The following is a 26,479-nucleotide window of genomic DNA, read 5'->3' on the forward strand; positions in this document are numbered from 1 at the left end:
GCCCCCCTGCCGGCAGGCGGTCGCGCCGCTCTTCCCGTTGCGCTGCGCGATGGCGACATGATTGCTCCCCTGCGCCAGCATCCGCACCGTCGCCCGCGACACCGGGCCATCGTCAGGATCGTCGCGCGGCGGCCAGGCGGACAGCAGGAAGGCGACCCAGCGCGCATAGTCGTTCGCACTGCTCTGCAATCCCCCCATCGCGCCGAACGCGCCGTCATGCATCACCGGCTCGGGCTTCCACCGGCCATCTTCCCAGCGATAGCCCATGGCGCGGCGCTCGACCGGCCACTCGCTCACTTCATAGCTGCTCGACGTCATGCCCAGCGGCGCCAGCAGGTTGCGCTCGACATAGCGGCGATAGGATAGGCCGCTCACATTGGCGATGATCCGGCCAAGCAGCGCATAGCCGAAATTGCTATATTCATAGCCTGTGCCAGGCGTCGTGCTGAACGGCACGCCCCGCGCGAGCATCCGGGTGAACTCGCCCTGCGGCAACGGCGTCTGGCGGTCGCCCCAGGGATTGTCGTCGACCAGGCCTGCGCTGTGGGTCAGCAGGTCGCGAACGCGGATGCGCGGGCTGTCCTTCGTCGGATAGGTCCAGCCGCGCAGTTCGGGCACATATTTTTCCGCCAGATCGTCCAGCGACAGCCTACCCTCTTCGCGCAGCTTCAGGATCGACAGGGCGGTAAAAGCCTTGGTCATGGACGCGATGCGGAACAGGCTGTCCGCCGTCACCGGCCGCCGGTGGACCAGATCCTGGACGCCAAAGCCCTTCACATGGACCAGCCGGCCATTGGCGACGATGCCGTAGACCAGACCGGGCGCATGGCTGTCGACCTGAAAGTCGGCGAAGATGCGGTCGATGTCGGGCAGCGCGTGCGCGATCCTCCGCTCGTCAGCCGCCTGCGCCCGTGGCACGGCCATCAGTAGCAACAACAGCAGGCAAGCAACACGGCGCATCGGCAATCCCCCGGATGAAGGCGCCAACATGCCATGCTGCCTTATGCCCGCAAGGGCCGTTATCGCTTATTCCGCGAAAGCCGCGTCAATCACGGCGCCCTCTTCGCTCAGAGTGACGACGTGCATCGGCGCCATGAAGCGCTTGCCCGGCTTGTCGCCCACCGCGGGACGCTGCACCTCTATGATGTCGCCAGCGCCGAAATTCTCGACCGCGACGATTTCGCCCAGCGCTTCGCCGGTGCTGGATGTGCAGGGCAGGCCGATCAGGTCGGCATGATAATATTCGCCTTCGCCCAGCGGCGGCAGGGCGGAGCGGGGTACGGTGATGTCCGTCCCGCGCAGCGCTTCGGCCGCGCTCCGGTCGCCAATCTCGGCGAAGCGGGCGACCGCGCCATTGGGACCGGGGCGCACCGACTTCAACGTCAGCGTGGCCCCGGCCGCATCGAAACTCTTGTAGCTTTTGAGGCTTTCCGGCCCCTCGCCAAAGAGCTTCAGACGGACTTCGCCCGCCACCCCATGCGCGCCGATGATGACGGCGAGAGTGACGGGCTTGTCGGTCAAGAGGTTCAGCCCTCGGCCTGCTCGGCAGCGGCTTCCTCGGCGGGAGCAGCTTCTTCGGCAGGGGCTTCGGCCGGCGCGTTGGCAGCTTCTTCAGCAGCCTTGCGGGCTTCTTCGGCCTCGGCCAGCTTGGTGGCGCGGTCTTCAGCGCGATCCTTGGCCTTCTGGCCCGGCTCCGCCTTCTTCGGGTTGTTGCGCACGATGCGCTCCTTCACGCCGGCGACGTCCAGGAAGCGGGCGACGCGGTCGGTCGGCTGGGCGCCGGCGGCAACCCAATGCTTCGCGCGCTCGACGTCCAGGATCACGCGCTTTTCATCGCCCTTGGGCAGGACGGGGTTGTAGCTGCCGATACGCTCGATGAACTTGCCGTCACGCGGCGCGCGGCTGTCGGCCACCACGATGCGGTAATAGGGGCGCTTCTTGGAGCCGCCGCGCGACAGACGGATGGACGTTGCCATGGAACTTTGCCTTTCTACTCTAATCTAATCGGTTGAAACTGTTTATTTCTTCATGAAATTCTGAAAGCCGGGCGGAAGCTTCGGCATATTGCCGCCCAATCCACCCAAGCTCGACAGGTCGGGACCACCCGGCGCGCCGTCCGGCCCGCCAAGGCCCCCCATACCGCCCCCGCCGAACATTTTGGCCAGCCCCTTGAGGCCGCCCATCTTGCGGATCTTCTTCATCGCCGTTTCCATTTCCTGATGCATTTTCAGGAGACGATTGACGTCCTGCACGGTCCGGCCGGCGCCCTTGGCGATGCGGATCTTGCGCTTGGCGTTGATCAGGGCGGGCTTCTCCCGCTCCTTGGGCGTCATGGAGCCGATCATGGCGTCCAGATGGATCAGCGTCTTGTCATTGGCGCCGCTATTGGCCATCGCCGCCTGCGCCTTTTTCAGGCCCGGCAACATGCCCGCCAACGCGCCCAGTCCGCCCATGCGGCGCATCTGGTTCAACTGGCTGCGCAGGTCGTTCATGTCGAACTGACCCTTGGCCATTTTCTTGGCCAGCTTGTCCGCTTCCTCGGCATCGATCGATTCGGCGGCCTTCTCGACCAGCGAAACGACATCGCCCATGCCCAATATGCGCTGCGCGACGCGCTGCGGGTGGAACGGCTCGATTGCATCGAGCTTTTCGCCCATGCCCGCAAATTTGATCGGGCGGCCGGTGACCGCGCGCATCGACAGCGCCGCGCCGCCACGGGCGTCGCCGTCCATGCGGGTCAGCACCACGCCGGTCAGCGGCACCTGTTGGGTGAAGCTGGTCGCGACATTGACCGCGTCCTGGCCCGTCAGCGCATCGACCACCAACAGGATTTCGGCGGGATTGGCGACATCGGCCACCGCCTTCATCTCGTCCATCAGCGCCTGATCGACATGCAGGCGCCCCGCCGTGTCGAGCATCACCACGTCAAAGCCCTGGAGCTTCGCCGACTGGAGCGCGCGCCGCGCAATCTCGACCGGCTGCTGCCCCGCCACGATGGGCAGGGTCGCGACATCGGCCTGGGTGCCCAGCACCGCCAGCTGTTCCTGCGCGGCCGGGCGCTGCACGTCGAGCGACGCCATCAGCACCTTCTTGCGCTCTTTTTCCTTCAACCGCTTGGCGATCTTGGCGGTCGAGGTGGTCTTGCCCGACCCCTGAAGCCCGACCATCATGATGACAGCCGGCGGAGTGACGTCGATCATCAGCTCGGCGGTTTCGGCGCCCAGCGTTTCGGTCAGCGTGTCGGAAACGATCTTGACGACCATCTGGCCCGGCGTGACCGAGCGCAGCACGTCGCTGCCGACGGCGCGTTCGGTCGCCTGATCGACGAACTGGCGCACGACCGGAAGGGCGACGTCGGCTTCCAGCAGTGCGATTCGCACCTCGCGCATCGCGGCGCGGACATCGTCCTCCGTAAGCGCACCGCGCCCACGCAGCTTGTCGAATACCCCACCGAGACGATCGCTTAGCGAATCGAACATCATCACCTCATTTGGGCCGAAAGGCCCGGAAAACACTGCATATCCCCCTAAACGACAAAATCGCCGGTGGGCGAAGCCTCGCCAACCAGCGTCCATCCGATGCCCCGATTGGGCGTCCTGGATTTGTCAGGGACCGGACGGCGAACCATCCGATTGCAGAGCGGCCCATAGCGCAGAGCGGTGACGAGTGCAACCGCGGCGCTGTCATGCGCGCGACACATAGCAGGCGTTGATGTCCTGGATCAGGCAGAAAGGCCGGGATCGGGCAGAAAGGATCGTCATGGCCAAGGGAGACATCAGCTTCGCCACGTTCAATCTCTATAATCTGAATGCGGCGGGCAAGCGCATCTATGATGCGGACGGTTGGACACAGGCGCAATATGACGCGAAGATCGCCTGGACCGCATCCATGCTGGCCCATGTCGCAGCGGACGTCTTCGGCTTTCAGGAATTATGGCATCCCGCGCCGCTGCAAGAAGCGTTTGAAAAGGCGGGGCTGGCCGACGACTATGATCTGCTGGTCCCGCCGGACGCCGACGGCAGCCACATCGTCTGCGCGGCGGCGGTGCGAAAGGGCTTGCTCAAGGGCGCGCCCGACTGGATCACCCGCTTCCCCGACCTGTTCCGGCTGGAAAGCGAAGGCGACGATCCGCAGACCCCCGCGATCCAGGTCAACCTCACCGGCTTCAGCCGTCCGGTGCTGCATGTCCAGGTGGAACCGCGCAGCGACGTCGCGCCGATCGACATCTATGTCTGTCACCTCAAATCCAAGGCGCCGACCAAAGTTTTTCGCGAACCCTGGTACAAGGCCGACAAGGCGACCTACGCCCCGCATCAGGCCGCGCTGGGCGGCGCGCTCTCGACCATCCGGCGCACGGCGGAAGCGACCGCGCTGCGCTGGCTGCTGACCAACCGGATCAAGGGCAATGCCGACCCGGCGGTCGTGCTGGGCGACCTCAATGACGGACAGCATAGCAATACGCTCAACATCATCACCGCGCAGCCCAACTATCTGCGCCCGTTCAGCCGGCTCGCCGGGGCGGACGCGGCGCTTTATTCCGCGCAGGCGCTGCAACAGCTGCAAAGCCTGACCGACGTCTATTATACCCATGTCTATCAGCAGTCGCGCGAATCGCTGGATCACATCCTGTTCAGCGAACAATTTTACAACGGCAGCGCCCGGCATATCTGGGCCTTTCACGAGCTGACGATCGAGAATGACCATCTGAACCAGGACGATCACAAGGATCTGGGGACCGGCGACCATGGCGTGGTGCGGGTGCAGTTCCGCTATGCGCCCGCCCCGACCTGACCGCGCCCACCCCTTGCTTCGCCTGCCGCTTTACGCCAGCAGGAACCGACAACGCATAGGGGAGCAATGGACATGAGCTGGACACGCCGCAAGCCGATGGAGGCGATGACGCCGCAGGGCAGCGGGCATCAGATGGCGCGGACCCTGTCCTGGCCCCATCTGCTGGCGCTGGGCGTCGGCGCGATCGTGGGCACGGGCATCCTGACCCTGATCGGCGTGGGCGCGGACCGGGCGGGGCCTGCGGTGCTGCTTTCCTTCGCCATTGCGGGCGCGATCTGCGCCTGCGCGGCGCTCTGCTATGCGGAACTCTCCACCATGATGCCGGCGGCGGGCAGCGCCTACAGCTACAGCTATGCCGTGCTGGGCGAAGGCATCGCCTGGGTCGTAGGCTGGTCGCTGATCCTGGAATATTCGCTGGTGGTGTCGACCGTTGCGGTCGGCTGGTCGGGCTATGCCGGGCCGCTGCTGACCCCCTTCGGCTTTCCCGAAATGCTGACAAAGGGGCCGGAACTGGGCGGCCTCATCAACCTGCCCGCCATCTTCATCATCGCCGTGGTCGCGGGGCTGCTGATGTTCGGCACCCATGAAAGCGCCCGGTTGAACTCGATATTGGTGCTCATCAAGATCGCGACATTGAGCCTCTTCGTCGCGGTCGCCCTGCCCGCTTTCGACGCGCAAAATCTCGACCCCTTCATGCCGTTCGGTTTCGCCAAGGACATGGGGCCGGACGGGGTCGAGCGCGGGGTGATGGCGGCGGCCGCGATCATCTTTTTCGCCTTCTACGGCTTCGACGCCATCTCGACGGCGGCGGAAGAAACCAAAAACCCGGACCGCGACCTCGCCATCGGCATCGTCGGGTCGCTGATCGTCTGCACGCTCATCTATGTCCTCGTCGCGGCCGCGGCGGTGGGCGCCCTGCCCTTCACCCGCTTTGCCGACAGTCCAGAGCCGCTCGCGCTCATCCTGCGGGAAATGGGCCAGGGCACGGTCGCGCGCATCGTCGCGGTCGCTGCCGTGATCGCTCTGCCCACCGTTCTGCTCGGCTTCCTCTATGGCCAGAGCCGCATCTTCCTGGTGATGGCGCGCGACGGCTTCCTGCCGCAATCGCTCGCCCGCATTTCGAAGCGCGGCACACCTGCCCGCATCACCATGGTGACGGCCGTGCTGGTCGCGATCATCGCCGGCGTGCTGCCGATCGACGAGATTGCGGCGCTGGCCAATGCCGGCACCCTGATCGCCTTCACCGCCGTGGGCCTGTGCCTCCTCGTCCTGCGCAAGCGCGCGCCCGACCTGCGCCGCCCCTTCCGCACGCCTGCCGCCTGGGTCGTCGGCATCGGCGCGATCGCGGGCTGCGCCTATCTGTTCGTCAGCCTGCCGATGAAAACCATCGTCGCCTGCCTGATCTGGAATGCGATCGGTCTGGCGGTGTATGTCCTTTATGGGCAGAAGCGGGCGTCGGTGGCGTAAGGGGGAAATATGGGCGTGTTGCTTGGATTGATGCTGGCGAGTGCGTTGACGCAGGCGAAGCCTATCGGCAATCCGGGACAATGGTTGAGCGATGCAGACTATCCGCCAGGTCCAAGGAGGCGCCGTGAAGAAGGGATGGTAAGCTTTGACGTACTGATTTCGCCTGAAGGCCATGTAGAAACCTGTAACATCACGCAATCCAGCGGCTTTCCCGAAATGGATCAAATAACCTGTGTCGCAGTGCGGGCGCGCGCCAAATTCAAGCCGGCAACGGACGAAAATGGAATTGCGACCTATAGTAACTACAATGCTCGCATCAGTTGGCTTCATCCTGATCGCAGTTCCCCCCCGCGCCGCTCCCCTCCGTTCGAACCTCCCATCGACATGGAACTGCATGTCCAGAAATTGCCCAATGGAGCGCAGGAAGAACGGGTCGCCATCGTCACGAGGATCGACCCAGCCGGCCATGTGGCCGTTTGCGAACCATCACAGTTTGTAAAATCTTCGCCCAAACTGGTCGAGGTCGCCTGCGCCCAAGCAAAAGCGATTTATGCCTTCGCTCAGACCGATGGGAATGGCAAAGCCGTGCCGATCATCAAAAGCATGCGGATACTATTCAAGGTCGCGCCGAAATAACGAATAGGCCTATGACAAGCGCAGGCCGAACGGAGTGGGAGGGCAATCGCGCCGCCACTGGCCTTTTCCCTTCGCCACCCCTACATGCGCACGCATGGGACGCTTCTCGAAAATGCATGGGCTCGGCAACGATTTTGTCGTGATCGACGCGCGCGATGGCGCGGTCGTCATGACCGAAACGCGCGCACGCGCCATCGCCGACCGTCATGCCGGGATCGGCTGCGACCAGTTGATCGTCATCGGCAACGCCCCCGACGCGGACGTGTCGATGCAGATATTCAACGCCGACGGCAGCGAGGTCGAGGCGTGCGGCAACGCCACCCGCTGCGTGCCTTTGTTCGTCGGCCGCGATGTGACGATCCGCACCAGGGCGGGCCTGCTCGACGCCAAGGCCGTCGATGGTGGCGCCAGCGTCGATATGGGGGCGCCGCGGTTCGAGTGGGACGCGATCCCCCTCGCCTATCCCATAGACACACGGACCATGGCCGCAAGCTGGGAAGACCTCCCCGCCCCCGCCGCGGTCAATGTCGGCAACCCGCATGTCATCTTCTTCATCGACGATATGGACGGTGTGAACTTCGCCCGTCTCGGCCCGCTGATCGAGACCGATCCGCTGTTCCCAGCTCGCGTCAACGTCAATTTCGCGCAGATCGTCGGTGACGATCACATCCGCCTGGTCGTGTGGGAACGCGGCGCGGGGCTGACGCGCGCCTGCGGCACCGGCGCCTGCGCCACCGCCGTCGCCGCCATCCGCCGCAAGTCTGTTACCGGCCCGGTGACGGTCAGCCTGCCGGGCGGCGACCTGATGATCGACTGGGCGCCGGGCGGCACCATCCGCATGATCGGCCCCGCCACCCATGTCTTCGACGGCGAGGCTGACTGGGCGCGCTTTGGATGAGCGGTCCTGACATCATCACCATGGGCTGCCGCCTCAATATCGCGGAGAGCGAGGCGATACGGGACATGGCGGAGGGCCAGGACGACCTGATCGTCGTCAACAGTTGCGCCGTCACCGCCGAAGCGGTGCGCCAGACCCGGCAGGCGATCCGCCGGGCGAAACGGGAGCGCCCCGACGCGCGCATCCTCGTAACTGGCTGCGCGGCCCAGACCGAGCCACAGAGTTTCGCCGCCATGGCCGAAGTGGACGGTGTCATCGGCAACCGGGAGAAGATGGAGGCGACATCCTTCGCCCCCGCCCCGCAAAAGGTCCGCGTCTCCGACATCATGGCCGTGCGCGACACCGCGCCGCACATGGCGAGCGCCTTCGCCGATCACGCCCGCGCCTTTCTGGAGGTGCAGAATGGCTGCGACCATCGCTGCACCTTCTGCATCATCCCCTATGGTCGGGGGAACAGCCGCTCCGTCCCCGCCGGCGCGGTGGTGGACAAGGCGAAGCAGCTGGTCGACGCGGGTTACAAGGAAATCGTGCTGACCGGCGTCGACGTCACCAGCTACGGTCCCGACCTCCCCGGCAGCCCCTCGCTCGGCCTGCTGATCGAGCGTATAATGAAGGGCGTGCCGGACCTTCCCCGCCTGCGCCTCTCCTCAATCGACAGCGTGGAGATTGACGATCGATTGTTCGACCTGATCGCGCATGAACCACGCATGATGCCGCATCTGCACCTTTCCCTTCAGGCCGGCGACGATATGATCCTCAAGCGGATGAAGCGCCGCCACGCCCGCGCCGACGCGATCCGCATCGTGGAGCGGCTGAAGGCGGCGCGGCCCGGCATCAGCATCGGCGCCGACATCATCGCCGGCTTCCCGACCGAGGATGAAGCGATGTTCGCCAACAGCCTGGCGCTGGTGGAGGATTGCAACATCGTCCATGGCCATATCTTCCCCTACTCGCCGCGCGAAGGCACGCCCGCCGCGCGAATGCCGCAGCTCGATCGCGCCACGGTGAAAGTCCGCGCCGCCCGGCTGCGCGCCGCCTGCACGGCGCGACGCGAGACGTGGCTGCGCGGCCTGATCGGCACCTGCCAGTCGGTGCTGGTCGAACGCAGCGGCCTGACCGGCCATGCCGAAAATTTCGCCCCGGTGCGTTTCTCGTCGCCTCGCCCGCCCTCCTCTATCGTGGCAGCCACCATCACGGGGCTTGAGAAGGGCGTCCTGATCGCGCAAGAGGCGGGACAATGACTGATAACGGCAATAGCTGGCGCGACCGCCTGTTCGGCGGGCTCAAGCGCACGTCCGACAAGCTCGGCGAAAATCTGACCGGCCTCTTCACCAAGGCCGCGCTCGATGACCAGACGCTCGATGAGATCGAGGAAGCGCTGATCATGACCGATCTTGGCCCCGCCATGGCCGCGCGGGTGCGCGACCGGCTGGCCGAGGGCCGCTATAACAAGGAACTGACCGAGGAATATCTGCGCGAGATCATCGCGGAGGAAATCGAGAAGGTGCTGGCGCCCGTCGCGCGCCCACTGGAGATTGAGGCATTTCCGCGCCCGCAAGTAATCCTGGTGATCGGCGTCAACGGATCGGGCAAGACCACCACCATCGCCAAACTCGCCCATAATTTCCTGGAGCAGGATTATGGCGTGATGCTGGCGGCGGGCGATACGTTCCGCGCGGCGGCGATCGGCCAACTGAAAATCTGGGCCGAGCGCCTGGGCGTCCCCATCGTCGCGGGCAAGGAAGGCGGCGATGCGGCCGGCATCGTCTTCGACGCAGTCAAGCAGGCGACCGCCACCGGCATAGACGTGCTGATCGTCGATACCGCAGGCCGCCTTCAGAACAAGACCGAGTTGATGGACGAACTGGCGAAGGTGCGCCGCGTGCTGGGCCGTTTGAACCCCGCCGCCCCGCACGACGTTGTCCTGGTGCTGGACGCCACCACGGGACAGAATGCGTTGAACCAGATCGAGGTCTTCAAGGAAACCGCGCAGGTGACGGGGCTGGTCATGACCAAGCTCGATGGCACGGCGCGCGGCGGCGTGCTGGTCGCCGCGGCCGAGAAATATCGCCTGCCGATCCATGCCATCGGCGTGGGTGAGAAGATCGAGGATCTGCGCCCCTTCGATCCCGGCGACATGGCGCGCGCGATCGCGGGAACGGCTTATGCGCGCTGATCCGCGCATTCCGTCATGCTGAAGAGGACAAAGACAGAAACCCATGGCTGACACCAAATCCTCTCATAACGGCTCCCTCAGTCTGGCGCTCGATTTCGGGCCGCTGCTGGTCTTCTTCCTGACTTATAAGGGCGCGGGCTGGGTCTGGGGATCGAGCAATCCGATCACCGCCATGACTTTCGGCACGGGCGCCTTCATGGCCGCGATCATCATCGCCGTCATCATTTCCAAGGTGAAGCTTGGCCGCGTGTCCCCGATGCTGTGGCTGTCGGCGTTGCTGATCCTCTTTTTCGGCGGCCTCACCATCTATTTCCGCGATCAGAGCTTTATTCAGCTTAAGCCCACCATCATCTACGCCTTTTTCGCGCTGATGCTGTTCGCCGGGCTGCTGCGGGGCAAGCCGTTGCTCAAATATCTGCTCCAGGCCGCCTATGACGGGCTGACGCACACCGGCTGGATGAAGCTGTCGCGCAACTGGGCGCTGTTCTTCGTCGCCATGGCGGTGGCCAATGAAGTGATGCGCCGGACGATGAGCTTCGACACCTGGCTGGCGGTCAAGGTCTGGGGCGTGACCATCGTCTCGGTCGTCTTCGCCGCGGCCAACATACCGATGCTGATGCGGCACGGCCTGACGCTGGGCGACAGTCTGGACAGCGACGAGGTGGGCGAAACCACCCCGCCGCAAGGCTGAATCAAGCCGCTCGGCCCGGCATGACCTCATCGACGATGATGTCGCGCAGATGGCCATCACGGTCGGGCCAGAGGATAGACGTTCCCGCGCGCATCCCGATCAGCGCAGCGCCGATGGGCGTCAGGAGGGAAATGCGGCCCAACGCCACGTCGGCATGGCTGGGGTAGACCAGCCGGACATCGCGTCGCGCCCCGTCCCGCGCATCGCGATAGGTGACATCGCAACCCATGGAAACCACATCGACGGGCAGATCGGCGGCCGCGCAGAGATGCGCGCGCCCCACTTCATCCAGCAGCAACTGGCAGACATCCGGGTAACGGTCGCGCGCCGCCCAGGCGAGGTCGGAAATCATGTCGGCTTCGGTTTCGACAAGCTGGATGGGCGGCACCGCCGCCCCGATGAAATGCAGGGTCATGGAATGGCTTCCTGATAGAGGCTGGCCCGGCAGTCGGGCCTTCTGGCGTCAAGAAGGGTGCCCCGGACCCGCCGGCGCGCGCGCCTGTCAGGTCCGGGGCGGATCGCCCGCGAGAAGCTGGCCCCCGTGATGACGGAAGCGCGAAAAGGCTGCGCCGCTTTGCATGGTGCGATCATGTTCGCAGCGGGCGGGCCTGTCAAGCCAGCGCCCCGGCAGCGGCCTATTTCTGCGATCGTTTCGCAATAGGCACATTCCCCTTTTTTTCGACGCCGCCATGCGCATATGGGAGGCGCGGCGCGGCCTGGAGCCTCGCCCGGACCATTGAACCATCCGGCCGCGCCAGCCGTTGTGCGGTCGTTCGATAACCCAACCGAGGAGTTCCGCCATGGCTTTTGTTCTGCCCGACCTGCCCTATGCCAAGGATGCCTTCGGCGACATCCTGTCGGCCGAAACCTTCGACTATCACCATGGCAAGCATCATAATGCCTATGTGACCAAGGCAAACGAGCTGGTCACCGCCGACCCGGCGCTGCAAGGCAAGTCGCTGGTCGAACTGATCAAAACGTCCAAGGGCGGCCTCTTCAACCAGGTCGGCCAGATCTGGAACCACAGCTTCTACTGGAACTCGCTCTCGCCGACCAAGACCGCGCCCAGCGGCGCCCTGCTCGACAAGATCAACGAAGCCTTTGGTTCGGTCGATGCGCTGATCGAGAAGCTGAAGGCCGAAGCCGTAGGGCATTTCGCCAGCGGCTGGGCCGCACTGATCCTGAAGGACGGCAAGCTGGAAGTGACCAGCTATCACGACGCCGACACGCCCGTCGCGCATGAAGGCCATACGCCGCTGCTGATCGTCGATGTGTGGGAACATGCCTATTATATCGACTATCGCAATGCGCGTCCCAACTATGCCGATCGCGTGCTCAAGGAAGCGCTGAACTGGGATTTCGCCGCCCTCAATCTCGACGGTGAAGGCGTCAGCCGCGCCGACCAGCCGGGCTGATCCGACGCCGCCCCTCGCCCGACCGGGACGAGGGGCGGCATCCTTTGATCCGTCCTGGGGACGGCACAAGAATTTGTTAAATGCCTCATCGGCATGATCGGCTTTCCAGGGGAGCAAGGATGCCGAATCATGGATATGGGGGAGCTGCGCAGGCAGCATGAAGAAATCAGCCTGACCGCGCGCCAGCTCAGTCAGGCGGTAGCCGAAACCTGCCAGCCGTCAGGCGTCGGACGGCTCCGCTGGCAACTCGCCCGACAGCTGATGACGCATCTCGCACTGGAAGATCGTCTCCTTTATCCCACGCTCAGCCGTTCCGCCGATGCGCAGACCCGCGACCTGGCGGCGGCGCTGCAACGGGACACCGGCGCGCTCGCCAAGCGCTTCGGCGCCTATATGACTCGCTGGAGTGACGATCGCATCGCCCGCGAATGGTCTGCTTATTGCGCTGACACCCGGCTGATCCTCAAAGCGCTCACCGAACGGATCGAGCGGGAGGATCGCATGCTCTACCGGCCAACCCATAGCCCCTCTACCCGCGAACTGCCGCTCGCCCGTCCCGCTTGACCCGTTCAGGCGGCCTCCAACTGCGCCACGAACTGGTCGGTCGCGCGCTGCAACGCCCGCGCCGTGAGCGACAGACCCGATGCCGCGCTCGTTAGGCGGTCAGACAGGCTTTCCGTACTCCGCGCCATGTCGGCCACCCGCTCCACCTGACCCGCCATCTGCGTCACGCCTTGCGCCGCGTCGCGCGCCGATTGGCCGATCGCGGCCGTGGCGTTACGCTGATCATTCACGGCCCGTTGAATTTCACCGGCCGCCGCGGCCAGTTGTTCGACGGCGTTCGCCACATCCGACAGCGCATCCTGCGCAATGCCGGCCCCCTGCTGCGCGGAGGTCGCCAGCGTCTGGATTTCACCGGTGGCGCTGGCCGCCTGGCCTGCAAGCTGTTTCACTTCCTGGGCCACGACGGCGAAACCCAATCCGACATCGCCTGCACGGGCCGCCTCGATCGTCGCGTTGAGGGCCAGCAAATTGGTGCGGGCGGCGATCTGCGTGATGGAATCGGCGAAGCTGGTGATGGATGCGGTCCGGTTTTCCATGTCGCACACCGCCTGATGACCTGCGCTCGACACACGCTGCGCGGCACTGCCCAGCGTCGCCTGTTGCGTGGCGGCGGTCGCGATGGCGGTGATCGATTCGGACAGTTGCTCGATGCGACCGGCCAGTTCGGCGGCGCGAGTGGAGGATTGCTCGGCGGCGGCAAAGGTTTCGCCGGTGCCGGCGCTGGCCCGGCGCGCCAGGTCGTTGAGCGCCCGCGCCGATTCCTCCAAATCGCCGGTCGCGGCGCTGACCGCGTCAACGACATCAGCGATCGACTGGCGGAAAGCCTGCACCAACGTCAGCGTCTCGGCCCGGCGCTCAGCAGCGAAACGTGTCTTCTCCTGCTCACGCTCCGCGCGCACCGTATCTTCGCGGGCGGCCGCCGCCCGGCTTGCCGCCATGGCGTTTTCAGCCGCCATGCGTCCGGCTTCGGCTGCTTCGGCAAGATGCGCCGCCCCGCTGACATGGCTATCCAGCGCTAACAACAAGGCGCGCAAACGCACGGCAAGATAGCAGAGCACAGCGGCCTGAATGATGACGGCCACCGCATGGATGGCAACGCGCTGGACATCACCACCGCCGGGAAACACCCAAACCGGCGCAACAAAGCTCAACAGCAGATGGTGGATGGCTATCAGCGCGGCGGTCAGCAGGATTGGCCGCCAGTCATAGAGCAGCGCTAGGCACGCCAGCGCTACAAAGAAGAACATATGGCCATCCATTTGCCACCGGTGGCCGGCCAATAAAAAGACACCAAGTGCTGGTTGCACCGCGGCCAGCGTTCCGACGACGAGCCGCGCAGACAGGTCTTGGCGTTTTCGAAGCACCATGACCGTGGGCATCGCGTTTGCCAGCACCGAGAAAATGAGCGCCCGGCCTCCGTCTTCAATACCCAGCCCCCATGTCAGGAGGCCAAGAGCGGCCGTCCATAACCAACTGCCCAGCAGTAAAATTCGCAACCCCTGGAGCCGCAGGCGACCAAGACTGTTGATCGCACTCATCAGCTTGGCTCACCGCAACCACCCGCACGCGCTGAAATGGCGATGACGCCTTGACGGATGAGCGGCCGCAGGAGTTGGTCACGGCGTCCTTCGACCAGCAACGACCCGGCCCATGGCCCCGCCGAGACAAGCCGCGCGCCATGCGTGATTGCAACCGACGCAAGCACAGAACGGCTGTCTGCGGTTATCGGCACCAGCAGCATCTGGCCGTTGGCCGGCGGCATCGCATAGAGCGCGGTCAGGCCAAACAGAACCAATCCGCATTGGACGATGAGCGGCAGGCTGCGCCGAAAGGTCGCGAGAATCGTCATGCCTGCTGCATAGGGAAGTACTGGTAAGAATTGGATTAACGATATTTGTCGGGCGACAGGCCCAGTTCCTTCGCCAGGGCATCCAGATCCGCCTGCGGCCGGACCAGCAGCCATTCGCGGCTGTCGGTCCCGTTCACCACCGTCACCGCGCCTTTGGGGCACACGCCCAGGCAATTCACCTCGACGATGCCGGCCGCCGCCTTGCGCCCTTTCTTGAGAGCCAGGTGCCGCCGCAGCGCCTTGGCCAGCCTTTCATCGCCCCGCGGACCAAAGCCGCCCTCCAGTTTCTTGGAGCATTTGCGGCAGATCAGCACGGCCTGCTGCCAGTTGGAACGCACATGATCCTTCAATCGCCGGTCCTTCAGTCCGCCGCGTCGCGCGGCTTCCAGCTTCGCCGCTCCTCGGCGGCGCGCAACACTTCATAGGCCGCCTGGATGGTCTGGAACCGAACCGCCGCGTCCGCGTCACCCGGCTTCACATCGGGATGATTTTCCTTGGCGAGCCGCCGCCAGCTTTTCTTCACCGCCTCGAAACTGGCGTCGTCTTCCAGGTCCAGCGCCTTGAGCGCATGAATTTCGTCGCGCGACCGGCTGCCGTCGCCGGGGCCACCCCAACCATGATAGGCACTCGACTGATAGCCGCTCGCATCCCGCCGCTCGGCCCGCTCACGCTGTTCGCGTTCTTCCTGGTCCAGTCCCTGAAAATAGTCCCAGTTGCGGTTATATTCGGCCGCGTGATCGGCGCAGAAATGCCACCGCTCGCGGCTGTTGGGCGATTTGGGCGCCGGGCAGTCGCCCGGCCGGTCACAACCATAGCGGTCGCACAGGCGCACCTGCTGCGCCTCACGCGCAGCACCATAGCTGCGCCAGCGGGGAAAGCCCCAATCATTGGATCGGTGGTTGCGTGCCATCCATCCAACCTAGGGAAGCTTCTTCCTGAATACCAGTGCGCCCACGCCCGCTGGCCTAACTCGGCATCCGAAAGGTGACGTTGCTCATGCTCCCGCTGCATCCCATCGCGCCTCCAGGCCGATAGCTCTGCTCAAATCTTGCGCGCGATATGATCTTGGCCCCGTTCGCGCTGAAAACGATTGGCGGATAGGCGGCAATCACGCGGCTGTTCAGCACCTGTCCCGTTGGAGAGACATCATGTTGAACCCGCGTCCATCCCTCAATGCCCATCCGCACCATGTCGGTTGGATAATCCTGGCCGGAAACTGGCGCGGACCGAATAGCGGGTTCGGCATCGACAATGGAACATTGCTGCTCGGTCAGTCCCGTTGCCCTGTAATCGGCGCGCGCGCCCTCGAAGTCTTTGGCTGCCGCGCGGGCGGATGCGCGGCGGATAAGTGCGGCAACACGCAGGGGGTGATCGTCGGGTAGCCCGGCATCGCTTAAGATAGAGTCCAATATGGCCGGGTCGCGACGCTTGTAACGCCGCTGCGGTCGATCGTAGTTGAGCAGCAAGGCCAGGGCATGAGCAGCGGGATCAGCGGCATAGGCGCTGGCATTCAATTCTTCCCGGCCTTGCTTCCGCGACAGCCAGTCCGCCCAGAGCCGCACCTGCGGCGGCGCGCCCGCCGCATCGATCAACGATCGCAGGGAAGCCTGATAGTCTTCGGCCGTCTTGCCCGTGACCAGCGGATTTTCCAGCAGATCGGAAAGCAGCATTGCCTGCGCCAGCGGCGGGCTGCTCGGATTCGCACGCAGCCGCGTCAACTCGGCCGCCAATGCCGCACGCCGCTGTGCCTCGGACTGACCGGCAGGCTCATATTGCGCTATTCCGTGCTGCTCGCCCCAGTCGCGAAACGCCGCCCGCGCGCCGTCAGCCAAAGATGGGCCTCCAGCGCTGGTCGAACAACGTAGTTCGAGCCGGGTCGCAAGGCGGAAAAGTCCCGGTATCTTTGCGACATCCTCGGGGAGCCAGGACCAGTCGCGTACCGCGCGCGCGAAGACGAGCGCCATGGCGCCGGGCCGAGACCCGTAGATTGGCCGCGCATAGCTGACCGTGCCGTCGTCGTTGATACCGAACTCGACGACCGCCATGTCGTCAGCTTCTATGCCTTCCTCGCCGCAGATAGGCAGCGCCATGTCAGCGCCAAAGGTGAAATCCTGCTTTTCCATGCGACCAGCGCCGGTGTAGAGTAAATATTCGCGCGCCTTGTCCCGATGCCCCGCGAGCATGGCGGCGATTGACGCATCGGAACGCGCGACCAAATCCTGATAATTGACTTTGCGCGACAGACCGCCTTCTGCCGCCACGGTCTTGGCGAAAGCCTGTTCCGCTTCAGCAAACCGCCCCTGATTGAGCAGCGCCTGACCACGTGTGGACTCGGCATAACCGGCACCTGTCTTGTCACCACTAAGGGGGCCGACGAAGAGTCTGGCCGCCTCATCAGCGTCGGCCAGTGCTTTTTCCGCATCAAGGAATGTGCCAGCCTGTGCCTTGCCCAGCAGAGTGGCAATTCGCTCGGCGGGATCGACCGCAACCCTCAGAGCGCGCGCATAATAGCCATATGCGGCTTCATAATCGAGGTCGAACAGTTCAAGCTTGCCCAAAGCCCGAAGCGCCTGGCCGCGATCCACGTCCAATGTGCGATCGTCCATCGGCAACGCCGCGATCGCCTGTTCCAGCAAGGGGCGCGCTGCCTTCCAGCGGCGTAGTTCACCTAGCGCCATCCCTCGACGCAAGCGCACGATGGCAAGACTACGAGGATTTGTGACGCGCTGTTCCAACGTAGCGAGCAAGGCGGCCGCGCTGGCATGATCGCCCTCCCCGGTTGCTTTTGCCGCCGCGTCGAACATCTGCTGAACGCTCTGAGCAGGCTGTGCCGTCGATGGTGCGCCCTGTGCCGCCGCAATCGCCGGCACTAACGCCGATGCGGGCACCAACGCCAGCGCCAAACCACTCATCCGCATCGCCATTCCCCTTCGCAACCCCTTGCACGGGCTGCATTACGCGCGAAAGACGCTGAATGCCAGAGGGCCTGTAAGCCGGGTTCTGTCCACCCCGCCAACCCGAAGATGGGCGGGGATAGGCGGCCATTCCTCTAGGGAACGGATTGCTCCGTTCCTCCAGCAACCAACCCGGGCGGTCTCAGCCGAAACAGGCCTAGCAGTCGAGCTGCGCGCCGCCCCTATTCGGTCTTGCTTCCGGTGGGGTTTACCGTGCCGCCTTGCGTTGCCGCAGACGCGGTGCGCTCTTACCGCACCCTTTCAATTTCGCGTGGCCTAGGCCGTCGCGACCTGCTTTCTGTTGCACTGTCCCTTGGATCGCTCCAGCCGGCCGTTAGCCGGCACCGTCATTTCGTGAAGCCCGGACTTTCCTCGCCGTGGAAGTTACCCGCCACGCCGCGGCCGCCCGGCCCTCTGGCGATACGCGCCCTAGCGCGCTTTTCGCCCGCCGTCATCCCGCTTATTCATCGCCCCTGGGCTTGGGCAGCAACAGCGCCAGCAGAATGGCCCGACATTCGCCGTCGATCACGCCGTCGATCAGTTCGGGGCGAAAGCGGCGCTGAAAGGCCACTACGGCCGCCTGCGGCTCGGCAATGTCATAACCGAACCGTTCGAGCGCGAGCATGAAGGCGCTGTCGGTCCAGAGCGGGTCCATCAGGTTCCTGGTCGGGCGCGGCAAGGCCAGGCGCAGGCGCGCCAATTGCCCCCAGGGGAACAACTCGCCCGGATCCTGCTTGCGGGCAGGCGCCACATCGCTGTGGCCGACGATGTTGCCGCGGGTGATCCCGTGGCGCTGCACGATGTCGTGGATCAGCGGGATGAGCGCGCCGATCTGAACCTCGGGAAAGAGACGATAGCCCCATTCATGGCCCGGATTGACGATCTCGATGCCGATGCTGGCCGAATTGACGTCGTCGATGCCGCGCCAATGGGACCGCCCCGCGTGCCAGGCGCGCTTGGTTTCATCCACCATGCGCACAATCTGGCCGTCCTCGCACACGACATAATGGGCCGAAACCTTGGACTCCGGGCTTGCGAGCCAGTCGATCGCGCTCGCCGCGTCGCGCATTCCCGTATAGTGCAGCACCAGCAGGGAAATGGACGATCGGCGTTCGTCGAAATTGGGCGACGGCCTGTCTGTCATCGGAATGTCGGTCATCGGGAAAGGCCAGTCACTTCCACTGCTCGATCATCGCGCCCTTCCGGCCGCCTGTCGAACGTCGCGCGGCCTTGGCCGACAATGGCCGAGACCGGCGTTGCAATCAAGGATGGTTAAGCAACTGCACGTCCGGTTCAGCCGACGCGCCGCGCCGAACCCATCCGATGCGTCGCCAATGCCGTCTGGCGCGCATAGCTGCCGCGAAATTCTGGGTGGGCGATGAAGTCATCCCCTTGGCCGATCACGGTCTCCCCCGCGCCCAGCAACAGCACCGATCCGGCGTGACTATGCCGCCCCAGCAGCTTGAGCACCGCCTGCCGACGGGCGGGCGTGAAATAGAGCAGGACGTTGCGACATAGCAGCAGGTCATATTCCCCGTGCGCTTCCCTGGCGTCGAACAGATTATCCTGACGAAAATCGATCATCCGCCGCAATTCAGGGCTGGCGCGCCAGTCGTCGCCATGCGGTTCGAACCATTTGATAAGGTCGCCGATCGCCAGGCCGCGCTGCACGTCCATCTGCGAATAGATGCCCGATCGCGCCTGTTCGATAGCGCTGCTCGAAATGTCGGTCGCCAATATCTCGATGCGCCAGCCGTTCCAGCGCGACCACGCGTTGCGCAACTGAATGGCCAGCGAATAGGCTTCCTGCCCGGTCGAACAGCCCGCACTCCAGATCCGCAGCGTATGATCGCTTCGTTGATCGTGAAGATGCGGCAAAATCTGGCGCTGGACCATATCGAACATCTGAAGATCGCGGAAAAAGCTGCTTTCATTATTGAGCAGCGCGTTGATGACCGCCTTTTCCAGCCGATCATCATTTTCACGCACCAGCCGCGCCGTCAGCGCGTCCATGTCCTCCAGCCCATGGGCGCGCAGCACCGGACGCAACGCCGTCTCCATGCGCCAGGCGCGACCTTCCGACAATATCTGGCCGGTGCGCGCCTCGAGCAGGCCCGAAAGAATGCGCGCGGCGCCCTGTTGCGAACCGGCGGAATCCATGGACATCAAGCGAACACCTTTCCACGACGCCCGACGAACGCCATCATTTGCCGCGGCTCCATCAGCGCGCAGGTCAGCCCCGCGCCCGCCACCGATCCGGGCATCCCCCACACTACGCTGCTGGCTTCATCCTGCGCCACGATCCACCCCCCGGCGGCCACGATGTCATGCGCGCCCGCCGTTCCATCCCGCCCCATGCCGGTCAGCACGATACCGGCCGCGCCGGCGCCATAGATCTGCGCCATGCTGGTGAACATCGGGTCGACTCCGGGCAGATTGCCGGCGGATGTCCGTTCGGCGTTAAGCTGGATGGTCACGCGTCCGTGCAAACCCTTGCGCAATTGCAGATTGGCGTCGCCGGGCGCGACATGGATGGTGTCGCGCACCAGCAGATCGCCGGTTTCGGCGACCTTGACCCGCAGACCCGTCATGCGCGCCAGTTGCTGCGCGAAATAATAAGTGAAGCTGAGTGGCAGATGCTGTGTCAACAGGATCGGCACGCCCAGCGGCGCATCGAGCCCCTGGAACAGTTGCCCCAGTGCATGGATGCCCCCGGTCGATGCGCCGATGCCCAGACATGCCAGCGGTTGAAGCGCGGGCGTCGCCATGACCTCCAGCGGCGCCGGCCCCGGCACAGCGGGCGCGGCGGCCTTGTCGTTGAACAGGCGATTGAGCCGTTCGATCAGCGCCTGCGGAAACTGCTCGCCGAAACTGCCGCTTCCCGGCTTGGAAACAATGTCGCTCGCCCCCAGCGCCAGTGCCTCGATCGCCGCCGCGCTGCCTTCCTCGCATTTGCCCGACAGGATCGCGACCTTCACGCCGGCGCCCGCCCTCAGAATGGCCGGAAGCGCCGCAAGCCCGCTTTGACCCGGCAACTCGATGTCGAGCAGCACCAGATCGACCGCATTATCCGCCAGATAGCGCAGCGCCTGTTCGGCGCTGCTGATCTTGTTCACCACCTTAAAAAGCGGGTCGGCGTTCAATATGCGTTCGATAACGGTGCGTACGACGACCGAATCATCGACGATCAGCGTGCGTATCGTCTGCGATTCGCTCCTGGCGCTGGTCATGATCGGCACAGTGGCGGTCATCCTGGGGCTTTCTGCACGAAAGGCGGAAGGAAAGGCGAGTTCCTTGGGTCGGGTAATCCTGGCGCTCCGCTAGATGATTCCGACGATCGAGAGCTTGCTTTCCAGCGTTTCCCGATCAAACGGCTTCATCACATATTCGTCGGCGCCGGCATCAACCGCCGCCTTGATGTGACTGATGCCATTTTCCGTGGTGCAAAAGATGATCTTGGGCCGGGCAACCACCTTGGCGCCAGCCAGCGCCTGGAGAAATTCCATCCCGCTCATCACCGGCATGTTCCAGTCGAGCAGCACCACATCGGGCGCGGACGCTTCGCACTGGTTCAGGGCATCCTGGCCATCCACGGCCTCGCTAACAGTCAGATCGAGCGATTCGAGGATGTGGCGCGCCACCTTTCGGATGACCTTCGAATCATCGACGACGAGGCAATTCTTCATGAGGCGTCCCTTTGATACGTGCGTCTTGCGAAAACAGGGTTAACCCGCAAAACCGATTATTTGGTAAAGATTGAAAGAAATCAGGCTGCTTGCGCAGCTGAGGCGCCCTCGATGAAACTGGCGAGCGAAACCAGCAGCCAGGGATGGCCGTCATACTCGACGACCGCGCGCGCATAGAGCGCCCAGGCCGGATCGAGCTGCCCGCGCAGGGGCAATTCGCCCTCCGGCACCCGGCAGATATCGGACACGCTGTCCAGCATCAGGCCATAGCTGTGCCCGCTAATGTCGGCGATCACGGCGAGACCGCGCTGTTCGGGCGGCAGGGGCCGGCCATGCACGATGGCCGCAACGTCCACGATCGTGAGCACCCGGCTGCGCAGCGCGGACAGGCCCGCGACATGCGCGCCCATGCCGGGGACCGGCGAAATATCGGTCAGCCTGACGACGGCTTCGACTTCGCCGGCTTCCACCGCGACGCGCGTGCCGGCCAGAATGGCGAACAGATAGAGATTGTCCATGGCCTTATCCCTGCCTTCCGCCGATCGCCGCCATCAGCGCATCCTGATCGTAGCGATAGATACTGCCGTCCTGCGGCCCGGCCGCGCGTGGAGAGGCGCGCAGCTGCACGACGCGACATCCGATGATTTCGGCCACCTGCGCGGCATCAGTCCCACTGCACAGGATGACGTCGCGCGCATCGACCGCGGCTTCCGACGGCAGTCCCAGCATCACCTCATGCCCCGCCTGCCGCAGGAGCGGCGCCAATATCTCGCGCGTCCAGCCATCCTCGCTATCGACCAGCAGGCAGCGGCCACGTTGCCGTTCGGCCACTCTTTCCTCCGGTAGCGCGGCGAACAGGGCGAAGGGATTGAGCACCTCCAAATGTTCGCCCTCGATCACCGATACGCCGCTCAGCACGCCATGCATGGCGACCATGTCGGGCACCAGCGGCATCTGGACGATGTCGAGCACCGCCGCCACCGGATAGCAGGCCTCCCGCTGGTCATCGCGCAGGCGCAGGGCGCATATCCGGTCCTTGTCGAATTCCGCCCGGCCATTAACGACGGGCACCAGCCGTCCGTCCAGCCGCACAAAGGCATGGCTGCCCGACCGCCCGAACCGACTGGCATCAATATCCTCGACCCGCTCGATCAGGGACAGTTTCAACAGACGTCGCTCGCCCGAAATCTCCTCGAACCGCAGCGCCGCGACCATCTCCACGCTGGTCGCCGCATCCGCCTGTTCCTCCTGTTGCCGCGCGGCCTGGTCGTCGACGATGGTGGGCAGGCGCGCGGCATTGGCCAGCCCGGCGGCGTCCAGCAGCAGCATCGGCCTGCCATTGTCGGGCAGGGTCATGCCGGCATAGACGCCGCTGGCCATGACCAGCGGCGAAGCGGGACGGATCACCAGTTCCTCATGATTGTCGACCGCCGCCACGCCCAGGGCAAAGGGGACGCCGGTCGCCGACCGCATCACCATGATGGCGCGCGGGCCGGGCTGCGCCGGCTTGTCCATGCTCAGCACGTCCTCCAGGTCGATCATCGAATGCCGCACCGCGCGGATAGTGGCGATTTTCGCGCCGGCCACTTCGCTGATCTTCAGCATGTCGTTATTGTCATGCAGTATCTCGACCACCGCCGCGCGCGGGATCGCGAAATGCTGTCCGCCCGCACGGACAATCAGGCCCGGAATGATGGTCAACGTCAGCGGCACGCGCAGGGTGATGCTCAGCCCCTGCCCCGGCTGGTTTTCAAGCGCGATTACGCCGCCGATCCGCTCCACATTGGCGCGCACCACGTCCATGCCGACGCCGCGGCCGGAAACGGCGGTCACCTGCTGCGCGGTCGACAGCCCCGCCTGGAAAATAAGGTCGAGCTTGTCCTGCTCGGTCATCCGCGCGGCGGCGTCGGGGGTCAACCGCCCGCCCGCCATCGCCTTTTCCACCAGCCGCGCGGTATCGATGCCGGCGCCGTCGTCGCTGATCGCGATGACGATCTGGTTGCCCGACTGGCGCGCCTCCACCCGCAGCCTGCCTGCCTCGGGCTTACCCGCAGCGACGCGGCGTTCGGGCGTCTCGATGCCATGGTCTATGCTGTTGCGCACAATATGGGTGAGCGGATCGACGACCATCTCCACCATCTCGCGATCCATCTCGACATCGCCGCCCTCAAGGGTCAGGTCGATGCGTTTGCCCAGTTCCCGGCCCAGGTCGCGCACCATGCGCGGAATCGCGGCGAACAGGCGATCGACGCGCTGCATCCGGGTCTTGGAGATGACGTCGCGCATGTCCGCGACACAGGTGGACAGCCGTTCGAACACATTGTCCAGTTCGGGGTCGGCGGAGCGTTCCCGCAATTTGCGCGACAATTCGTTGCGCGCCAGCACCATGTCCGACACGCCGTTCATCAACTGGTCGATCAGGCTGAGCGGCAGGCGGATCGTGCGTGGCCCCGCATGGACGCCCCCCTGCCGCGCGACGGCGACCGGCGCAGCAGTCACCGCCGGGGCATGGCCGTCGCCGCCCGCGGGCGATTCGGCCGGCGCGTTTAGCGCGGCGATCAGATAATCGTCATTTTCGTTGGGCAGCGCGGCTCCCATGGCCACCGCTTCGGTCAGTTCGCCGATCCGGTCCATCAGGCCCAGAACCGCGCTTACCGTCGCGGGATTGGCCTGCCTTTCGCCCGCGCGAATATCCGCCAACACATCTTCGGCTGCATGGCTAAGCCTTTCGAAACGAGGCAGATTAAGGAAACCGCAGCTTCCCTTCACGGTATGAAAGAAACGGAAGATAGCATCCAGCCGGTCGCGATCCGACGGGTCAGCTTCCCAGGCGATGACTTCACCCGCCAGAGCCTCCAGCGTCTCCTGCGTTTCCGATATGAATTCCTGAAGTAGTTCGTCCATTCCCAGGCCCCGTGGCTGCGCGCAACGGCACCATGGCGGGACGTGGTTAAGGGGCCGTTAAAGCCATGAAAGCACAAAAAAAAGAGGTGCTGCGCATCGGCGCAGCACCTCTCCTCTATCGCGTGGGACGAAAAAGTTACTAGTTCGGTTCGACGGCGTCGGCGGCCGCTTCACCCGCTTCGCGCGTTGCGTCGGCCTTGTTCTCCAGCGAATCCGCCGCATTTTCGGCTGCCATTTCGGCATTGCCGCTCAGGTTGTCGGCCATGGCTTCCATATTGTCGGCCCGGTTGTCGAGTGCATCCGCCTGGTTTTCGTAAGCATTCTCGACCTGATTTTCCTTGGCGGAATCGCACGCGGCGAGGGCGACAAGGCCGGCAAGGCCAAGGACAGTGACGAAGGTTTTCACGGCGTGTTTCTCCTGTTGCGCCCCCAGGGGCTGACGTCTCTGAACAAGGCGTCAGGGCTGCGCACAGCAACCCCTCACCCTGACGGCGATTAACCGGTCGCGTGCGGGATGGTTCCCGGCGGCCACTCCTTTCGTCGCATAAAGGATTATTTTTTCAGCGAATCACGAATTTCACGCAACAACAGCACATCCTCCGGGGTCGGCGGCGGCGGCGCGGCCTCTTGCTTCACCTCTTCCTTCTGGGTCAGTTTGTTGACCGCCCTGACGATCAGGAAAATGATGAAGGCGAGGATCAGGAAATTGACGAGGACGGTCAGGAATTCGCCCCAGCCGAACATGGCGACGCCGGCGGCCTTCAGATCGGCATAGCTGCCCGGATTGCCGCTGAATGTCTCGGGGACCGGTCCCAGCCGGACGAAATAGCGCGAAAAATCCGCTCCGCCGAAAATATAGCCCACCACCGGCATGATGAGGTCTTCGGTCAGCGACTTGGTGATGGTGGCGAACGCGCCGCCGATGATGACGCCGACCGCCAGGTCCATGACGTTGCCGCGGTTGATGAAAGTCTTGAATTCGGAAATCAGCCCCATATGCAAATCCCTTGTGCTGGCCATGATAATGTCAGGATGGCCCGTTGCGCCGCGCAGGACAACGCCCTATTTCCACGAGCGAAACAACGCCGAGGATGTTCCATGACGCGCCTGCGCCGCTTCTCCCTTTTCCTGCTTCCGATCTTCGGAGCGATGGTCCTGACCGCCTGCGGCATCAACAGCGTGCCGACCGCAGAGGAGGAGGCGAAGGCCAAATGGGCCGACGTCCAGGCCCAATATCAGCGCCGCGCCAATCTGGTCGGCAACCTCGTCGCGACCGTGAAGGCGGCGGGCAAGCAGGAACAGGACACGCTGGTCAAGGTGACGGAAGCCCGCGCCAAGGCGACCTCGGTTCAGGTGAGCGCGGATCAGCTTTCCGACCCCTCAAAGGTTCTAGCTTTCCGTCAGGCCCAGAATGAATTGAGCCAGGGCCTTGGTCGCCTTCTCGCCTCGGTCGAAGCCTATCCCGACCTCAAGGCCAACGAGAATTTCCTCCAGCTCCAGTCGCAGCTGGAGGGCACGGAAAACCGCATCGCCGTCGCCATTCGCGACTATAACGGCGCGGTCCAGGCCTATAACACCCGCATCCGCACCTTCCCCGACGCGATCGGCGCGAAACTGATCCACGGCGCCAAGCCCATGACCCCGTTCGAAGCCACCACGCCGGGCGCGGAAGAAGCCCCCAAGGTCGATTTCGGCGGCTGAGCGGCGGATTGATGCTCCTTTCCCCGTTCGCCCTGAGCTTGTCGAAGGGTTCTGTTGAGTCGAACGGGAATCCGTTTCCCTTCGTTCAGAGCAGGGCTGCAACCAGTTCGGCGCGAACGGCTCTGGCCTGCTTCCTATTATTTATCCTGCTTCTCTGCGTACCCACGGCATGGGCACAGACCTTTCCGAAGTTCGAGGACACGGGCGTGGTCGATGCCGCCAACCTGCTCACCCCAGCGCAGGAACAGGCGCTGAGCCAAAAGCTGATCGCACAGAAGCAGGCGAGCGGCCGGTCGCTCGTCGTCGCCACGATACCTGACCTTCAGGGCTATGATATTTCGGACTATGGCTATCGCTTGGGCCGCGCCTGGGGCATCGGCGACAAGAACAGCAACGGCGCGCTGCTGATCGTCGCCCCCGCCGAGCGCAAACTGCGGATCGAGGTCGGCTATGGTCTGGAAGGCATATTGACCGACGCGCTGTCGTCGCAAATCATCCGCAACGACATCCGCCCCCGGTTCAAGGACGGCGACATGGCGGCCGGGATCGCGGCCGGCGTCGATGCGATCACCACCCTGCTCGCCCTTCCGCCCGAACAGGCGAAGGCGCAGGCGGCCAAGGCGGAGGAAGATGCCCGGCGCAGTCGTGATAACGGCGGCGGCATCGTCGGCTTCTGGATCATCCTCTTCATCGTCTTCTTCGTGGTGCTGCCGATGCTGTCGCGCGCCCGCGGCGGCCGGCGCTATC

General features: G+C 64.3%; 29 protein-coding genes and 1 other RNA gene. 11 read left to right on the forward strand and 19 right to left on the reverse strand.

Annotated features, from left to right (window positions below; translation table 11 throughout):
• The 4 genes from C100_RS42805 to ffh all read right to left on the reverse strand — a co-directional run.
• Nucleotides 1–960: serine hydrolase domain-containing protein (locus tag C100_RS42805; protein WP_024021293.1), on the reverse strand; the 960-nt coding region annotated here is incomplete at its 3' end.
• A gap of 66 nt (nt 961–1,026) precedes the next feature.
• Nucleotides 1,027–1,521: a ribosome maturation factor RimM gene (gene rimM, locus C100_RS42810; protein ID WP_024021294.1), complete on the reverse strand. Its 495-nt coding sequence runs from the start codon at nt 1,519–1,521 to the stop codon at nt 1,027–1,029.
• A 5-nt stretch (nt 1,522–1,526) separates the two neighbouring features.
• Nucleotides 1,527–1,976: a 30S ribosomal protein S16 gene (gene rpsP, locus C100_RS42815; RefSeq protein WP_024021295.1), complete on the reverse strand. Its 450-nt coding sequence runs from the start codon at nt 1,974–1,976 to the stop codon at nt 1,527–1,529.
• A gap of 42 nt (nt 1,977–2,018) precedes the next feature.
• Nucleotides 2,019–3,482: a signal recognition particle protein gene (gene ffh, locus C100_RS42820; RefSeq protein WP_024021296.1), complete on the reverse strand. Its 1,464-nt coding sequence runs from the start codon at nt 3,480–3,482 to the stop codon at nt 2,019–2,021.
• A gap of 277 nt (nt 3,483–3,759) precedes the next feature.
• Here ffh and C100_RS42825 point away from each other — a divergent pair, with 277 nt between their 5' ends.
• The 7 genes from C100_RS42825 (at nt 3,760) to ispZ (ending at nt 10,659) form a co-directional block, all read left to right on the forward strand.
• The gene (locus C100_RS42825; protein WP_031310073.1) at nt 3,760–4,791 is read left to right on the forward strand and encodes an endonuclease/exonuclease/phosphatase family protein; all 1,032 of its coding nucleotides are present in this window, start codon (nt 3,760–3,762) and stop codon (nt 4,789–4,791) included.
• 72 nt (nt 4,792–4,863) lie between these two features.
• Entirely contained in the window at nt 4,864–6,258 is a 1,395-nt protein-coding gene (locus tag C100_RS42830; RefSeq protein WP_031310074.1) for an amino acid permease, read from the forward strand.
• 9 nt (nt 6,259–6,267) lie between these two features.
• Complete coding sequence (locus tag C100_RS0125235; protein WP_031310076.1) at nt 6,268–6,894, forward strand: energy transducer TonB; 627 nt, start codon at nt 6,268–6,270, stop codon at nt 6,892–6,894.
• Nucleotides 6,895–6,988: 94 nt separating this feature from the next.
• Complete coding sequence (gene dapF, locus C100_RS42835) at nt 6,989–7,792, forward strand: diaminopimelate epimerase (RefSeq protein ID WP_024021301.1); 804 nt, start codon at nt 6,989–6,991, stop codon at nt 7,790–7,792.
• Nucleotides 7,789–9,033 (forward strand): tRNA (N(6)-L-threonylcarbamoyladenosine(37)-C(2))-methylthiotransferase MtaB, encoded by a 1,245-nt coding sequence (mtaB, locus tag C100_RS42840; RefSeq protein ID WP_024021302.1) that lies wholly within the window; start codon nt 7,789–7,791, stop codon nt 9,031–9,033. Before dapF ends, mtaB begins: the two co-directional genes overlap by 4 nt.
• Entirely contained in the window at nt 9,030–9,968 is a 939-nt protein-coding gene (gene ftsY / locus C100_RS42845) for a signal recognition particle-docking protein FtsY (protein WP_024021303.1), read from the forward strand. Before mtaB ends, ftsY begins: the two co-directional genes overlap by 4 nt.
• Nucleotides 9,969–10,011: 43 nt before the next feature.
• Nucleotides 10,012–10,659, forward strand: a complete 648-nt coding sequence (gene ispZ, locus C100_RS42850) for a septation protein IspZ (protein ID WP_024021304.1) — start codon at nt 10,012–10,014, stop codon at nt 10,657–10,659.
• Between the two features lies 1 nt (nt 10,660).
• On the opposite strand, the gene rnk is transcribed toward ispZ, so the two are convergent.
• The gene (gene rnk / locus C100_RS42855; protein ID WP_024021305.1) at nt 10,661–11,074 is read right to left on the reverse strand and encodes a nucleoside diphosphate kinase regulator; all 414 of its coding nucleotides are present in this window, start codon (nt 11,072–11,074) and stop codon (nt 10,661–10,663) included.
• A gap of 385 nt (nt 11,075–11,459) precedes the next feature.
• Between rnk and C100_RS42860 the strand changes: the two genes are divergently transcribed.
• A complete protein-coding gene (locus C100_RS42860) occupies nt 11,460–12,074 on the forward strand; it encodes a superoxide dismutase (RefSeq protein ID WP_024021306.1) in 615 nt (204 codons plus the stop codon).
• 129 nt (nt 12,075–12,203) lie between these two features.
• A complete protein-coding gene (locus C100_RS42865) occupies nt 12,204–12,638 on the forward strand; it encodes a hemerythrin domain-containing protein (RefSeq protein ID WP_024021307.1) in 435 nt (144 codons plus the stop codon).
• 5 nt (nt 12,639–12,643) lie between these two features.
• Here the strand turns inward: C100_RS42865 and C100_RS42870 are convergent, their stop codons facing one another.
• The 14 genes from C100_RS42870 to mscL form a co-directional block, all read right to left on the reverse strand.
• Nucleotides 12,644–14,176, reverse strand: coding sequence for a methyl-accepting chemotaxis protein (locus C100_RS42870; protein WP_024021308.1), 1,533 nt, complete (start codon nt 14,174–14,176; stop codon nt 12,644–12,646).
• Nucleotides 14,176–14,487 carry a hypothetical protein gene (locus C100_RS42875; protein ID WP_024021309.1) on the reverse strand — a complete coding sequence of 104 codons (312 nt, stop codon included), beginning with the start codon at nt 14,485–14,487 and terminating at the stop codon, nt 14,176–14,178. Before C100_RS42875 ends, C100_RS42870 begins: the two co-directional genes overlap by 1 nt.
• A gap of 35 nt (nt 14,488–14,522) precedes the next feature.
• The gene (locus C100_RS42880; RefSeq protein WP_031310080.1) at nt 14,523–14,876 is read right to left on the reverse strand and encodes a hypothetical protein; all 354 of its coding nucleotides are present in this window, start codon (nt 14,874–14,876) and stop codon (nt 14,523–14,525) included.
• Nucleotides 14,849–15,397 carry a J domain-containing protein gene (locus tag C100_RS42885; RefSeq protein ID WP_024021311.1) on the reverse strand — a complete coding sequence of 183 codons (549 nt, stop codon included), beginning with the start codon at nt 15,395–15,397 and terminating at the stop codon, nt 14,849–14,851. The genes C100_RS42880 and C100_RS42885 overlap by 28 nt, the downstream gene beginning before the upstream one ends.
• 55 nt (nt 15,398–15,452) lie before the next feature.
• Nucleotides 15,453–17,405, reverse strand: coding sequence for an energy transducer TonB (locus C100_RS42890; RefSeq protein WP_084625490.1), 1,953 nt, complete (start codon nt 17,403–17,405; stop codon nt 15,453–15,455).
• Between the two features lie 55 nt (nt 17,406–17,460).
• Nucleotides 17,461–17,859: RNase P RNA component class A (rnpB, locus tag C100_RS47620), an RNA gene on the reverse strand.
• Nucleotides 17,860–17,901: 42 nt separating this feature from the next.
• A complete protein-coding gene (locus C100_RS42895) occupies nt 17,902–18,600 on the reverse strand; it encodes an N-acetylmuramoyl-L-alanine amidase (RefSeq protein ID WP_024021313.1) in 699 nt (232 codons plus the stop codon).
• A gap of 134 nt (nt 18,601–18,734) precedes the next feature.
• Entirely contained in the window at nt 18,735–19,607 is an 873-nt protein-coding gene (locus tag C100_RS42900; protein WP_024021314.1) for a CheR family methyltransferase, read from the reverse strand.
• Nucleotides 19,607–20,692, reverse strand: a complete 1,086-nt coding sequence (locus tag C100_RS42905; protein ID WP_024021315.1) for a chemotaxis protein CheB — start codon at nt 20,690–20,692, stop codon at nt 19,607–19,609. Before C100_RS42905 ends, C100_RS42900 begins: the two co-directional genes overlap by 1 nt.
• A gap of 69 nt (nt 20,693–20,761) precedes the next feature.
• Complete coding sequence (locus C100_RS42910; RefSeq protein ID WP_024021316.1) at nt 20,762–21,127, reverse strand: response regulator; 366 nt, start codon at nt 21,125–21,127, stop codon at nt 20,762–20,764.
• Between the two features lie 80 nt (nt 21,128–21,207).
• A complete protein-coding gene (locus C100_RS42915) occupies nt 21,208–21,645 on the reverse strand; it encodes a chemotaxis protein CheW (RefSeq protein ID WP_024021317.1) in 438 nt (145 codons plus the stop codon).
• A 4-nt stretch (nt 21,646–21,649) separates the two neighbouring features.
• Nucleotides 21,650–24,031, reverse strand: a complete 2,382-nt coding sequence (locus tag C100_RS42920) for a chemotaxis protein CheA (protein ID WP_024021318.1) — start codon at nt 24,029–24,031, stop codon at nt 21,650–21,652.
• 139 nt (nt 24,032–24,170) lie between these two features.
• Nucleotides 24,171–24,437 carry a hypothetical protein gene (locus C100_RS42925; protein ID WP_024021319.1) on the reverse strand — a complete coding sequence of 89 codons (267 nt, stop codon included), beginning with the start codon at nt 24,435–24,437 and terminating at the stop codon, nt 24,171–24,173.
• Nucleotides 24,438–24,583: 146 nt separating this feature from the next.
• The gene (gene mscL / locus C100_RS42930) at nt 24,584–25,027 is read right to left on the reverse strand and encodes a large conductance mechanosensitive channel protein MscL (protein WP_024021320.1); all 444 of its coding nucleotides are present in this window, start codon (nt 25,025–25,027) and stop codon (nt 24,584–24,586) included.
• Nucleotides 25,028–25,129: 102 nt separating this feature from the next.
• Here mscL and C100_RS42935 point away from each other — a divergent pair, with 102 nt between their 5' ends.
• Together C100_RS42935 and C100_RS42940 are read left to right on the forward strand one after the other, a co-directional pair.
• Complete coding sequence (locus tag C100_RS42935) at nt 25,130–25,732, forward strand: LemA family protein (RefSeq protein WP_024021321.1); 603 nt, start codon at nt 25,130–25,132, stop codon at nt 25,730–25,732.
• A 122-nt stretch (nt 25,733–25,854) separates the two neighbouring features.
• On the forward strand, nt 25,855–26,479 hold a 625-nt coding region (locus tag C100_RS42940; protein WP_037531072.1), incomplete at its 3' end, for a TPM domain-containing protein.

It is taken from the genome of Sphingobium sp. C100 (assembly GCF_000508185.1).
Lineage (GTDB): Bacteria > Pseudomonadota > Alphaproteobacteria > Sphingomonadales > Sphingomonadaceae > Sphingobium.

Coding starts and splice junctions, on each gene's coding strand:
- C100_RS42865 (WP_024021307.1), top strand. CDS start 12,204: ATGGATATGGGGGAGCTGCGCAGGCAGCATGAAGAAATCAGCCTGACC.
- dapF (WP_024021301.1), top strand. CDS start 6,989: ATGGGACGCTTCTCGAAAATGCATGGGCTCGGCAACGATTTTGTCGTG.
- C100_RS42935 (WP_024021321.1), top strand. CDS start 25,130: ATGACGCGCCTGCGCCGCTTCTCCCTTTTCCTGCTTCCGATCTTCGGA.
- C100_RS42885 (WP_024021311.1), bottom strand. CDS start 15,397: ATGGCACGCAACCACCGATCCAATGATTGGGGCTTTCCCCGCTGGCGC.
- C100_RS42870 (WP_024021308.1), bottom strand. CDS start 14,176: ATGAGTGCGATCAACAGTCTTGGTCGCCTGCGGCTCCAGGGGTTGCGA.
- C100_RS42915 (WP_024021317.1), bottom strand. CDS start 21,645: ATGGACAATCTCTATCTGTTCGCCATTCTGGCCGGCACGCGCGTCGCG.
- C100_RS42890 (WP_084625490.1), bottom strand. CDS start 17,405: ATGCGGATGAGTGGTTTGGCGCTGGCGTTGGTGCCCGCATCGGCGTTA.
- mtaB (WP_024021302.1), top strand. CDS start 7,789: ATGAGCGGTCCTGACATCATCACCATGGGCTGCCGCCTCAATATCGCG.
- C100_RS42900 (WP_024021314.1), bottom strand. CDS start 19,607: ATGTCCATGGATTCCGCCGGTTCGCAACAGGGCGCCGCGCGCATTCTT.
- mscL (WP_024021320.1), bottom strand. CDS start 25,027: ATGGGGCTGATTTCCGAATTCAAGACTTTCATCAACCGCGGCAACGTC.
- rnk (WP_024021305.1), bottom strand. CDS start 11,074: ATGACCCTGCATTTCATCGGGGCGGCGGTGCCGCCCATCCAGCTTGTC.
- C100_RS42860 (WP_024021306.1), top strand. CDS start 11,460: ATGGCTTTTGTTCTGCCCGACCTGCCCTATGCCAAGGATGCCTTCGGC.
- C100_RS42875 (WP_024021309.1), bottom strand. CDS start 14,487: ATGACGATTCTCGCGACCTTTCGGCGCAGCCTGCCGCTCATCGTCCAA.
- rpsP (WP_024021295.1), bottom strand. CDS start 1,976: ATGGCAACGTCCATCCGTCTGTCGCGCGGCGGCTCCAAGAAGCGCCCC.
- C100_RS42910 (WP_024021316.1), bottom strand. CDS start 21,127: ATGAAGAATTGCCTCGTCGTCGATGATTCGAAGGTCATCCGAAAGGTG.
- C100_RS42825 (WP_031310073.1), top strand. CDS start 3,760: ATGGCCAAGGGAGACATCAGCTTCGCCACGTTCAATCTCTATAATCTG.
- ftsY (WP_024021303.1), top strand. CDS start 9,030: ATGACTGATAACGGCAATAGCTGGCGCGACCGCCTGTTCGGCGGGCTC.
- C100_RS42905 (WP_024021315.1), bottom strand. CDS start 20,692: ATGACCGCCACTGTGCCGATCATGACCAGCGCCAGGAGCGAATCGCAG.
- ffh (WP_024021296.1), bottom strand. CDS start 3,482: ATGATGTTCGATTCGCTAAGCGATCGTCTCGGTGGGGTATTCGACAAG.
- C100_RS42895 (WP_024021313.1), bottom strand. CDS start 18,600: ATGACCGACATTCCGATGACAGACAGGCCGTCGCCCAATTTCGACGAA.
- ispZ (WP_024021304.1), top strand. CDS start 10,012: ATGGCTGACACCAAATCCTCTCATAACGGCTCCCTCAGTCTGGCGCTC.
- C100_RS42830 (WP_031310074.1), top strand. CDS start 4,864: ATGAGCTGGACACGCCGCAAGCCGATGGAGGCGATGACGCCGCAGGGC.
- C100_RS0125235 (WP_031310076.1), top strand. CDS start 6,268: ATGGGCGTGTTGCTTGGATTGATGCTGGCGAGTGCGTTGACGCAGGCG.
- C100_RS42920 (WP_024021318.1), bottom strand. CDS start 24,031: ATGGACGAACTACTTCAGGAATTCATATCGGAAACGCAGGAGACGCTG.